Consider the following 10,097-nt stretch of genomic DNA (forward strand, 5'->3'; position numbering starts at 1 on the left):
AGGACGCCCGGAGTGCCCTGATCGAAGGCATCATTGCGGAGAGCGAAGACGAGTCGCTGATGGACCGCTACCTCGGCGGCGAGGACATCGGCCTTGATGTTCTCTTCTCGGACCTGGAGACCGCCGTCGCACGCGGTTCGTTCTACCCGGTGCTGGCCACCTCGTCGGAAACGGGGCTCGGCATCGTGGAGCTGCTGGACATGCTCCAGCGGGCCTTCCCGTCCCCGCTCGAGCGTCAGATACCGGCTGTGACCGGACTCTATGGTTCGCGGAGCACCCCGCTGCGCTGCGACCCCGACGGACCGCTCGCCGGGGAAGTGGTTCGCACCACCACGGACCCGTTCCTCGGCCGGGTGTCCTTGGTACGGGTGTTCTCCGGCACCTTGCAGGACGACTCTGCCATCCACGTGTCCGGACACGGGCTGGCCGACCGGGGCCACGCCGACCACGACAGTGACGAACGGGTCACGCACCTGCACGCCCCGCTCGCCGCGACCTTGCGGTCGGTGTCCTCCTGCATCGCCGGGGATATCTGCGCGCTGACCAAGATCGGGACCGCCGAGACCGGCGACACGGTGTCGGCACGGGAGCAGCCGGTGCTGATCCAACCGTGGGACATGCCTGAACCCCTGTTGCCGGTCGCGGTGGAGGCTGCGACGCGTAATGATGAAGCAGCGCTGGCGAAGAGCCTGGCCAAGGTGGCCGCAGGCGACCCGACCCTCCGGGTGGAGCGCCACGCCGAGACGCACCAGCTCATCCTGTGGTGCATGGGCGAATCACACGCCGACGTGGTGCTCGACAGGCTGCGCGGGCAGGGCGTAAACGTGCGGACGGTCGACGTCGTCACCCCCTTGCGCGAAACCTTCGCGGAAGCGGCCACCGGACGCGGACGCTACGTCAAGCAATCGGGCGGACACGGCCAATTCGCCATCTGCGAGATCGAAGTGGAACCGCTCCAGCGGGGCACCGGCTTCGAGTTCGTGGACAAAATCGTCGGGGGAATCATCCCCGGGCCGTTCATTGCGTCCGTCGAGAAAGGTGTCAGGGCGCAGATGGAAAAAGGCGTCTCGGCCGGTTTCCCCGTCGTCGACATCCGCGTGACGCTGGTTGGCGGCAAGACCCACAGCGTCGATTCCTCCGACGCGGCTTTCCAATCTGCCGGTGCCCTGGCCCTGCGGGAAGCCGCTGCGACGGCACGCATCCAGTTGCTCGAGCCGGTTTCCGCTGTGACGATCACGGTTCCGGACGACTATGTGGGGACGGTGATGAGTGACCTCTCCACCCGGCGCGGGCGCCTGACCGGATCGGATTCGGCTGGCGGGGACGTCAGCGAAATCAGCGCCGAAGTCCCCGACCAGGAATTGCTGCGCTACGCCATCGACCTTCGCGCCCTGACCGGCGGCACGGGGCACTTCCGGCGCGCGTACCTGCGGCACGACCCGGTGCCTTCGGGCGCGGCGCACGAGATGGCGCGGCGGTAAGGCGCCCGATCGGGCCGGCCCTCAACCCAGACGTGCGCTCAGATACCGGATCTGACGGCACGGGCGAGTTTGCCGAGGGCGTCCGTCCAGCCGGCGCGGTGAAGGTTGAGCCGTTCTTCGGTAGCAAATGCGCCGTGGGAGAGTGCCAGCCGCGTGCGGCGCTGCGAAGGTTCGAGGACAAGTTCGACGACCGTTTCACGGTCATCCGGTGCAGGTTCCTCCCACCGAAAGGTGTACACAAGGCGGTGTGGAGGATCGACCACCAGGAATTCGCCGGTCAGGTGGAAGGGCTGGCCCCCGGGCGGTTTCATCGTCAGCCGGTAACTGCCGCCGGGCGTCGGGTCGAGCGTGGCTACGGGTGTGGTGAAACCTTCGGGGCCCCACCACTTCACCAGCTCGGCGGGCTCCGTCAGCACGCGGAAAACGTGTTCACACGGCGCGTCCAGGATGAACTCCAACTCCAGCGTGTGTCCGCTGCTTCGCTCGGTCATCGGATTCTTCCTCAGGCAAGGCTGCGCGGAAGGGCCGGGGCATCGCACCCTCCGCTTGCCTATCGTAATCCCGGGACCCGGGCCCGGCTGCGGGACCAGGCATCCTCGTCGGAAGGGCCAGGCCGGCAGGTCGTGGACGTCCCGGGCCTCCGGTGGGACCATGGCTGTATCAACGGCCAGCCAGCGCCAACGGTTCGAAACCGGCGGCGGCAGCAGGAGGAATCATGCCTTGGTCCGATCTTGAGCCGATCGTCGAAAGCTACCATCAGGCCCTGGATGCGTTCGTCCGGGGGGACCCTGCGCTGCAGAAGGAACTGTTTTCGAGACGGGATGACGTGACGCTCGCGAATCCGCTCGGTCCGCCTGCCCGGGGAAGGGACCGGATTGAGGAGACCATGGAACGGGCCGCCTCCCTGCTGAGCGAGGGCGAGCCCAGCCGGTTCGAGCGGGTGTCCGAGTACGCCGGAACAGACGTGGCCTACATGGTGGAAATCGAGCGGACCCGGGCCAAGCTCGACGGCTCGGATGAAGTGCTCCCGGTATCCCTGCGGGTCACAACCATCTTCCGACTGGAGGACGGCCAGTGGAAGGTGGCGCACCGCCATGCGGATCCAATCACCTCCACACGGACCATCGACTCGATTGCCGATGCTGAGTAGTCCTCACTGAGGCAGTGAGGTTGGGGTCGCCGACGGGAACGCGGGCCTCGCCTCGGGTTGACGGTACCCCTCGAAGCAGGACGGCGCGGGCACTTACAAACGGTGCGGGTCTCTGCTGACGAAATCCGCCACCGTCGCCGCCAAGGAGGCACCGACGTCGGCCGCTGAACGTTTGAGGCCTTTCACCGCGAAAGAATGGTCGCCCCCTTCCTGCCAGGCGAGCACGGCGTTTGGCCCAATGCGTTCGACGACGGACTCAAGCAGCTCGCGGATGGCGAAGGTGTCGCGGGTTCCCTGCAGGAACAGCATGGGCACGGAGAGGCCGTACAGGTGCTCGTCCCGGAGCTTTTCCGGTTTCCCCGGCGGGTGCAGCGGATAGCCCAGATACACCAGGCCGGCGGCCGGCATCCCCTCGGCAACGGCCATCGAGGCCATTCGGCCGCCAAAGGATTTTCCGGCGGCCCACAGCGGTTCTCCTTCCGAACGGGCAGCCGCTTCCTGCATGGCTGCCCGCCAGGATTCGACCGCAACCGGCGGGCGGTCGGGGAACCTTCTGCCGGCTTCCCGGTAGGGGAAGTTGAAGCGCAAGGTGGCAACGCCGTCGCCGTTCAGTGCCTGTGTGAAGCCCGCCAGGAATGGGTGATCCATGCCCGCGCCCGCCCCGTGGGCCACCACGAGGGTTGCGGTGGGGGACTCTGGACGGGCGTAAACGCCGGAGACGGTGGTGGCGCCGGCATCGATGGAGACGGGGGACTCGGTGGTGGGCATGCACCCATCATGCCTCGCCAGAAGGGCCGTGGTGTGTTTAGGTGTTTCCATGGCCAGCGAACAGACGACGTTGACGGTTGACGGACCGCACGGTGAGCGCGAGGTGCGCATCTCCAGTCCCAGCCGGGTGATGTGGCCCGAGTTGGGGATCACCAAACTGGACCTGGCGCGCTACATCGCGGAGGTGGGTGAGGCATTCATCCGCGCCAACGGTGACCGCCCCGTGTCACTGCAACGGTTCTCCGAGGGGATCGAGGGCGAGCAGTTCTTCTCCAAGAACCCGCCCAAAGGCGCGCCCGACTTTGTCCGGTCGGTGATGGTGGTTTATCCGAGCGCGCGCTCGCATCCGCAACTGGTGCTCGATGAGCCGGCCGCGGCAGTGTGGGCGGTGCAGATGAACACCGTGGTATTCCATCCGTGGCCCTCGCGTGCGGAGAACTCCGACAACCCGGACCAACTGCGCATCGACCTGGATCCGCAGCCGGGAACGTCGTTCGACGACGCCATCCCGGTAGCGCTTGAGCTGCGGTCGGTGCTGGCGGAGGCCGGGCTCACGGCGTTCATCAAAACCTCCGGCAACCGCGGCCTGCACATGTTCGCCCCGATCGAGCCAACCCACGAATTCCTGGACGTGCGCCACGCCGTCATTGCGGCCGCCCGGGAAATCGAGCGGCGGATGCCCAAAAAAGTGACGACCTCCTGGTGGAAGGAGGAGCGCGGCGAACGGATCTTCGTGGACTTTAACCAGGCCAACCGCGACCGGACCATGGCCGGTGCCTACAGCCCGCGCGCCCTGCCGCACGCCGCGGTGTCCTGCCCGATCGAATGGGACGAACTCGAAACGGCCGACCCGAAGAATTTCACCATCGCCACGGTTCCCGACCGGTTGAAGACCACCGGTGACCCCTGGGCCCGCATGCACGATGAGCCCGGCACAATCGACGTCCTGCTGCAATGGTGGGAGCGCGACCTGGCCTCCGGTCTGGGGGAGATGCCGTTTCCGCCGGATTATCCCAAGATGCCCGGAGAGCCCCCGCGGGTCCAGCCCAGCAGGGCCCGCAAGCAAGACTGACCCGGCGGGAAAACTATTCGAACGGGGACGGGTCGCCGGCCCCGTGACGGACAACCTCGGCAGAACCGCTGGAGAAATCGACGACGGTGGAGGGATCGGACCCGCAGTCGCCGGCATCCACAACGGCGTCCACCACGTGGTCGAGCCGCTCCTTGATTTCCCAGCCCTGGGTCAGCGGTTCCTCATCGTCCGGCAGCAGCAGCGTGCTGGAAAGCAGCGGCTCTCCCAGTTCTCCCAGGATCGCCTGGACCACGTTGTTCGCGGGTATGCGGACGCCGACGGTCTTTTTCTTCGGATGCAGCAGGCGGCGGGGAACCTCCTTGGTGGCCGGCAGGATGAACGTGTAGCTTCCCGGCGTGGCCGCTTTGATGCTGCGGAAGACCCGGTTGTCGATGTGCACGAATTGTCCCAGTTGGGCAAAGTCCTTGCAGACGAGGGTGAAGTGGTGCTTGTCGTTGAGCCGTCGGATGCTTCGAATCCGGTCCAAGGCGTCCCTGTTGCCCAGCTGCGCTCCGAGCGCATAGCAGGAATCCGTCGGGTACACGATCAGCGCGTCGGACCGGACAAGGTCCACGATCTGGCCAATCGACCGCGGCTGGGGATCCTTGGGGTGCACGTCGAAGTATCTCGCCATCCCCTGAGCTTACGACCACCGGCACCGGATGATGTACCCGGGCGCACGTTCGTCCTGACCGTTTAGGAAGCGGTTGTATGGTTCATCCACCACTCGGTGAATCGGGTGGCCCGGCCTTCGCTGTTCAAGCGGATGACCCACAGGTTGCTGTAGGTTGGCCCGTCCCGGTAGACCGTCGTCCCTTCCACCACGGACACATCGCCCGTGACCGCGACTTCGTGCCAATTGAACGCTGCGGCGCCGGGCGCATCCTTCCGTGCCAGCCAGTGCTGGACAATGCTGTTCCGGCCGCGCCACGGTTCCGTCCAGGGCTCGGTCCGGTATTCGGCGTCGTCGGCGAACAACTCTGCGATTTGATCCGGATCATTCGTGTCCCATGCCTGCCGGTAGGCCTCGATCCACGCCGCAGTTTTCGGGTCCATCCCACCGTTTTACTGTGGCCCTGCCGGGTGGACAACCCCTGCGTTCCCACGCCGGCAGCCGGGACGGACATCGCATGATGTGCCCGTGCGCGCCTGGGCCCTTCGCGGTCCTCCCTTCACCGTTTGGGCACGCGGCGATGGCACGGTTGATGCACACGGCGCCGCCACGGTTGATGCTGCGGCGCCGGCACGATTGAGGCACGCGCCCAGCGTGGTTTGCGCAGGCCTCCCGGCGCTCTACAATCGGAAGGCGGTTCGCCGGAAGGTTGAGTTCACAACCCCCGGTCCGACGAATTTCACATGAACTCTTCCAACAAGATTGGGTACTAGGTGGACCTCACCTTCATAGTCGCGCTCGTCGTCGTGCTGGCGCTTTTCTTTGACTTCACGAACGGCTTCCACGACACCGCTAATGCGATGGCAACGCCGATTGCCACCGGGGCAATCAAGCCCAAGACCGCGGTGGCTCTCGCGGCGGTGTTGAACCTCGTGGGAGCCTTCCTGTCCACCGAAGTGGCCAAGACCGTTTCGGGTGGCCTGATCCGGGAGGGCGAGGGTGGGATTCAAATCACGCCGGTGATGATTTTCGCCGGCCTGATCGGTGCCATTGTGTGGAACATGATCACGTGGCTGATGGGGCTGCCCTCCAGTTCCTCCCACGCGCTCTTCGGCGGACTGATCGGTGCGGCCATTGTGGGCGCGGGGCTGCAGGCGGTGGACTACGGCGTCGTGATGTCCAAGGTGCTGCTGCCGGCCATTCTGGCTCCCCTGATTGCCGGAAGCGTGGCGTATCTGGGGACAAAGCTGGCGTACTGGATCACCAAACGCGACGAGAGCGCTGCGAGCCCCAAACGCGGTGGTTTCCGCTACGGCCAGATTTTCTCGTCCTCGCTGGTGGCCCTGGCCCACGGAACCAACGATGCCCAGAAGACGATGGGCGTCATCACCCTGGTGCTGATCGCCGGCGGTTTCCAAGCGGCGGGCACCGGTCCCGAGTTTTGGGTGATCCTCTCCTGCGCTCTGGCCATCGCCATCGGTACCTACAGCGGTGGCTGGCGCATCATCCGGACCATGGGGTCCGGTCTGACCGAGGTCAAGCCGGCCCAGGGTTTTGCCGCCGAATCCGCTACGGCGTCGGCCATCCTGGCCTCCTCCCATCTGGGCTTCGCGCTGTCCACCACGCAGGTAGCCTCCGGTTCGGTGATTGGCTCGGGGCTGGGCCGCAAGGGCGCCACAGTCCGCTGGGGAACAGCCGGGCGCATCGGCATCGGATGGCTGCTGACCCTGCCGGCTGCCGGTGGCATAGGTGCACTGGCCGCAGCCATCGCCCATGTGGGCGTCGCCGGGATCGTCATTGACGCCGTCGCCGGTGTACTGGTAATCGGTCTGATGTACCTCATTTCCAAGCGCAGCCGGGTGAGCCACGACAACGCCATCAGCGACGTGGACCAGGTGGGCGAGATCGTCAAGATCAAGCGCAAGAAAAAGCGCAGGGCCACGGCGAAGAAGAGGGCGCACGAGCAGGCCGGACTCCGCTCAGATCAAGGCGGTCCCGAGGGCGCCCAGGCGCCGAACGCGCCGGAACCGATGGATGGGAAGAGCCCGACGGCGCCGCCTGATGCCCGGACTAAAACCCAGGCTGCGGCGGTACGCGCCGCCAAGATACGAAGCACTGACGGCCAAGGCGGCACGGATCAAGGAGCGGCACGATGACCATTAACTGGATTGCCTTCCTGATCGTCGCCGTGGCGACACTGGTCTCGGCCCTGCTCGTGGTGGGCTCCTACGGGCTTGGCGTGCGCCTGCTCGCTGTCGCCTCAGATGCGCCTGCTTCGCGCCGCGGCACCTACCGCGGTCTTGCCTACCTAAGCTTCGCGGTGGCGGCTGCCGCGGTGCTGTACGGCATCTATCTGATCGTTCCAGCCTTCCACTAGTGCGGCCCGCTGGCTAGCATGGGCCCATGGCGAGGACTATCTACTACGTCGGCAGCTCGGTGGACGGGTACATTGCCGACCGCAGCAACAAGCTCGACTGGCTCATGCAGTTCAACGACGCCGTTGGCGTCAAGGACAGCTTTGACACCTTCATGCAGCGCATAGGGTCCATCGTCATGGGTTCCGAGACGTATAAGTTCCTGCTGAAGGAGGCGCCGGAGGACTGGGCTTACGGCTCGACGCCGACGTGGGTCTTCACCCATCACGAGCTGCCGGGCATCCCGGGAGCCGACATCACGTTTGTGCGCGGCGATGTCGGCATCTTCCATGAGAGCATCTGCGCCGACGCAGGCGACAAAGACGTGTGGCTGGTAGGCGGCGGTCAACTCGCTGCCCAATATGCGTCCGCCGGCCTGCTTGACGAACTCATCCTCACCCTCGTGCCGGTCATGCTGGGCGGTGGACAGCCGCTGTTGCCTGTCTCCAGTACGACGGCGCCGGCTCGGCTCCTTGCCAGCCGCACCTTGGGCGATCTGGTGGAGATGCATTACGACCTCGCGCCAGCGACAACCTAGCTCCCCTCCAGGCGGTCCCGCCTGATGGGTCCGTTCTGGCGCGGACCGTCTGCGGGTCCGGTCCAGGCGGTCCCGCTTGCGCGTTGCCGGGTGAGCGGACCGTCTGATGGGGGGTGGGCGGTCCCGCCTGTTGGGTCCGATACCACTGTCCTCTTCCAGTGCTTTCTGCGCGGGCCGGACCGTCTGATGGGTCCGCTCAGGCGGTCCCTCAGTTGAGTCCGATGTTCCTGTCCTCTTCCAGTGCTTTCTGCGCGGGCCCGATCATGCGGGCGCACGTTCCGGGACGCGGTGGTATTGCCGTCTTCGCGATCCGCCAGCGTGTTTTCGCCTGCGGAGTCCCATCCGCGTTGTCCGGTCCGCGTTGTCCGCCGCCAGAGGTTCTGGCGACTCTGAACCGGGGGGTTATGACTCCACATCTGCGGCTGCCGGTGAGGGTTGCCGTGTCCTGCGAAAATGTCAGACCCAGCCAATAGTCTGGGTTTAGTAGCAGTTCAGCACCAATGTTGGCCTCCGGGTTGTAGTTCCGGTGGCGTCCATGGACCCGTCAGGGGTTCGTGTCCGCTCCTATTCGATGCCGTGCAAGCACGCATGCTGAAGATTGAGACACCGACATGTTTGATCCGGCAGCACCCGAACCTCGCGTCGCAGCATCGCCTGCTGCCGGCGGAGCGGTTCGGGGTGCTGGACGGGTCACTGCGCCAGTGGGTCCTGCCACAGTTCACGGCTCGGGGGAGATCCGGTTGTGGGCCGGTGCCTTGTCCGGTATCAATCTGGATGCGGGGGAGAGGGAGTTGGTGGATGAGATCGCGGCGCTGGAGGATCTGAAGGCCGCTGCCGCGGCCGCGCAGGCCAGGGCGCAGGTGGCGCTGGAGAACTCCGTCCGCGCCCGCCGTGCCGCCGCCGGGACCCCCAAAGACCGGCAGGGGGCGGGGGTGGCGGCGCAGGTCGGGTTGGCCCGGCGGGAGTCTCCGCACCGTGCCGCGGTTCTGTTGAACCTCTCCAAAACGCTGGTGGGGCAGATGCCGCACACCCTGGCCGCTTTGGCGGCGGGGAAGCTGAGTGAGTACCGGGCGGAGATCCTGGTCCAGGAGACCGGCTGCCTGAGCGCCGCGCACCGGGCCCGCGTGGATGAGGAGCTGGCGGGGACTTGGGGCCGGTTGCACGGGCTGGGGAACCGGGCGCTGCGGGCCGAGGCCAAACGGCTGGCGTACCGGCTGGAACCGCGTTCGGTGGTGGACCGGGCGGCGCAGGCCGAAGCGGACCGGCATGTCTCTGCCAGGCCGGAGCCGGAGACAATGGTCTCGGTCCGGACGGTGCTGCCGGTGGTCCAGGGCGTGGCGGTGATGGCGGCGCTGAACCAGGAGGCGGACCGGCTGCGCAACGCCGGGGATGCCAGGTCGCGGGGGCAGTTGATGGCCGATACGGTGTTTGAACGCGTCACCGGCCGCAGCACCGCGGACCCGGCCCGGCTGGAGGTCCAGTTGGTGATGACCGACCGGGCCTTGCTGCAGGGCGAGGCGGAGCCGGCGTGGCTGACCGGGTACGGCGTGGTCCCGGCCCAGTACGCCCGGAACCTCATCCGGCTGCCGCAGGAGCCCGACCCGGGACCGCCTGCCACGTCCGGCGGCGAAGCCGGCCCAAACCTTGCACCATGGCCGGCAGAACAAATCCTCCCCGGCCGCCCGCCGGGCAGCGGGTCGAGGTGGAACGTGTCGCCCGGCGGTGCCGGGCAGAAAGCGCCGCCTGCAGGCACGGAGTCCGGGCAGAAAGCGCCGCCTGCGGGCACGGAGCCTGGGTGGAAAACGGCCCGGGAACAAGCCCAACGGGACAGGGTGTTGGTGCAGGGCGGGGTGGAAGACATTTGGGTGCGCCGGCTCTATACCGCGCCGGGGTCCGGGCAGTTGCTGGGCATGGACTCGTCGGCGCGGAAGTTTCCGGACGGGCTGCGCCGGATGATCGTGGCCCGCGACGCGTACTGCCGCAGGCCGTGGTGCGACGCCCCGATCCGGCATATCGACCACGTCGTTGCCTGGTCCGCGGGCGGCCGGACCACGCTCGCCA

11 protein-coding genes are annotated in these 10,097 nt (G+C 66.7%); 7 read left to right on the top strand and 4 right to left on the bottom strand.

Translation table 11 applies throughout. The features are described 5' to 3' along the window. A partial coding sequence (locus tag AC5RWT_RS30220) for an elongation factor G (protein WP_494083430.1) occupies positions 1-1,481 on the top strand: 1,481 nt, incomplete at its 5' end. A gap of 38 nt (positions 1,482-1,519) precedes the next feature. Here the strand turns inward: AC5RWT_RS30220 and AC5RWT_RS30225 are convergent. Next, on the bottom strand, positions 1,520-1,972 hold the full coding sequence (locus AC5RWT_RS30225) for an SRPBCC family protein (protein WP_494083431.1): 453 nt from the start codon (positions 1,970-1,972) through the stop codon (positions 1,520-1,522). Between the two features lie 224 nt (positions 1,973-2,196). Here AC5RWT_RS30225 and AC5RWT_RS30230 point away from each other — a divergent pair, with 224 nt between their 5' ends. Beyond that, on the top strand, positions 2,197-2,631 hold the full coding sequence (locus AC5RWT_RS30230; protein ID WP_494083432.1) for a YybH family protein: 435 nt from the start codon (positions 2,197-2,199) through the stop codon (positions 2,629-2,631). 93 nt (positions 2,632-2,724) lie between these two features. Here AC5RWT_RS30230 and AC5RWT_RS30235 read toward each other — a convergent pair whose 3' ends face one another. After that, complete coding sequence (locus AC5RWT_RS30235; RefSeq protein ID WP_494083433.1) at positions 2,725-3,399, bottom strand: alpha/beta hydrolase family protein; 675 nt, start codon at positions 3,397-3,399, stop codon at positions 2,725-2,727. Positions 3,400-3,448: 49 nt separating this feature from the next. Here AC5RWT_RS30235 and ligD point away from each other — a divergent pair, with 49 nt between their 5' ends. Next, on the top strand, positions 3,449-4,471 hold the full coding sequence (gene ligD, locus AC5RWT_RS30240; RefSeq protein ID WP_494083434.1) for a non-homologous end-joining DNA ligase: 1,023 nt from the start codon (positions 3,449-3,451) through the stop codon (positions 4,469-4,471). 13 nt (positions 4,472-4,484) lie between these two features. On the opposite strand, the gene AC5RWT_RS30245 is transcribed toward ligD, so the two are convergent. Together AC5RWT_RS30245 and AC5RWT_RS30250 are read right to left on the bottom strand one after the other, a co-directional pair. Next, positions 4,485-5,105: an L-threonylcarbamoyladenylate synthase gene (locus tag AC5RWT_RS30245; RefSeq protein ID WP_494083435.1), complete on the bottom strand. Its 621-nt coding sequence runs from the start codon at positions 5,103-5,105 to the stop codon at positions 4,485-4,487. Positions 5,106-5,167: 62 nt separating this feature from the next. Beyond that, positions 5,168-5,527, bottom strand: coding sequence for a nuclear transport factor 2 family protein (locus tag AC5RWT_RS30250; protein WP_494083436.1), 360 nt, complete (start codon positions 5,525-5,527; stop codon positions 5,168-5,170). A 330-nt stretch (positions 5,528-5,857) separates the two neighbouring features. On the opposite strand from AC5RWT_RS30250, the gene AC5RWT_RS30255 reads away from it, so the two are divergent. The 4 genes from AC5RWT_RS30255 to AC5RWT_RS30270 form a co-directional block, all read left to right on the top strand. Next, positions 5,858-7,240: an inorganic phosphate transporter gene (locus AC5RWT_RS30255; RefSeq protein ID WP_494083437.1), complete on the top strand. Its 1,383-nt coding sequence runs from the start codon at positions 5,858-5,860 to the stop codon at positions 7,238-7,240. After that, complete coding sequence (locus AC5RWT_RS30260; RefSeq protein ID WP_493967482.1) at positions 7,237-7,461, top strand: hypothetical protein; 225 nt, start codon at positions 7,237-7,239, stop codon at positions 7,459-7,461. The genes AC5RWT_RS30255 and AC5RWT_RS30260 overlap by 4 nt, the downstream gene beginning before the upstream one ends. Before the next feature lie 26 nt (positions 7,462-7,487). Next, entirely contained in the window at positions 7,488-8,036 is a 549-nt protein-coding gene (locus tag AC5RWT_RS30265; RefSeq protein ID WP_494083438.1) for a dihydrofolate reductase family protein, read from the top strand. A 701-nt stretch (positions 8,037-8,737) separates the two neighbouring features. Continuing rightward, positions 8,738-10,097 (top strand): HNH endonuclease (locus AC5RWT_RS30270; RefSeq protein WP_494083439.1); only part of this gene is annotated, 1,360 nt, incomplete at its 3' end.

The organism is Arthrobacter sp. Dra40, assembly GCF_059091905.1.

Bases quoted from the DNA above. Each gene is read 5' to 3' on its own strand.
- AC5RWT_RS30225 (WP_494083431.1), bottom strand. From the start codon at position 1,972: ATGACCGAGCGAAGCAGCGGACACACGCTGGAGTTGGAGTTCATCCTG.
- AC5RWT_RS30235 (WP_494083433.1), bottom strand. From the start codon at position 3,399: ATGCCCACCACCGAGTCCCCCGTCTCCATCGATGCCGGCGCCACCACC.
- AC5RWT_RS30245 (WP_494083435.1), bottom strand. From the start codon at position 5,105: ATGGCGAGATACTTCGACGTGCACCCCAAGGATCCCCAGCCGCGGTCG.
- AC5RWT_RS30250 (WP_494083436.1), bottom strand. From the start codon at position 5,527: ATGGACCCGAAAACTGCGGCGTGGATCGAGGCCTACCGGCAGGCATGG.
- ligD (WP_494083434.1), top strand. From the start codon at position 3,449: ATGGCCAGCGAACAGACGACGTTGACGGTTGACGGACCGCACGGTGAG.
- AC5RWT_RS30230 (WP_494083432.1), top strand. From the start codon at position 2,197: ATGCCTTGGTCCGATCTTGAGCCGATCGTCGAAAGCTACCATCAGGCC.
- AC5RWT_RS30265 (WP_494083438.1), top strand. From the start codon at position 7,488: ATGGCGAGGACTATCTACTACGTCGGCAGCTCGGTGGACGGGTACATT.
- AC5RWT_RS30260 (WP_493967482.1), top strand. From the start codon at position 7,237: ATGACCATTAACTGGATTGCCTTCCTGATCGTCGCCGTGGCGACACTG.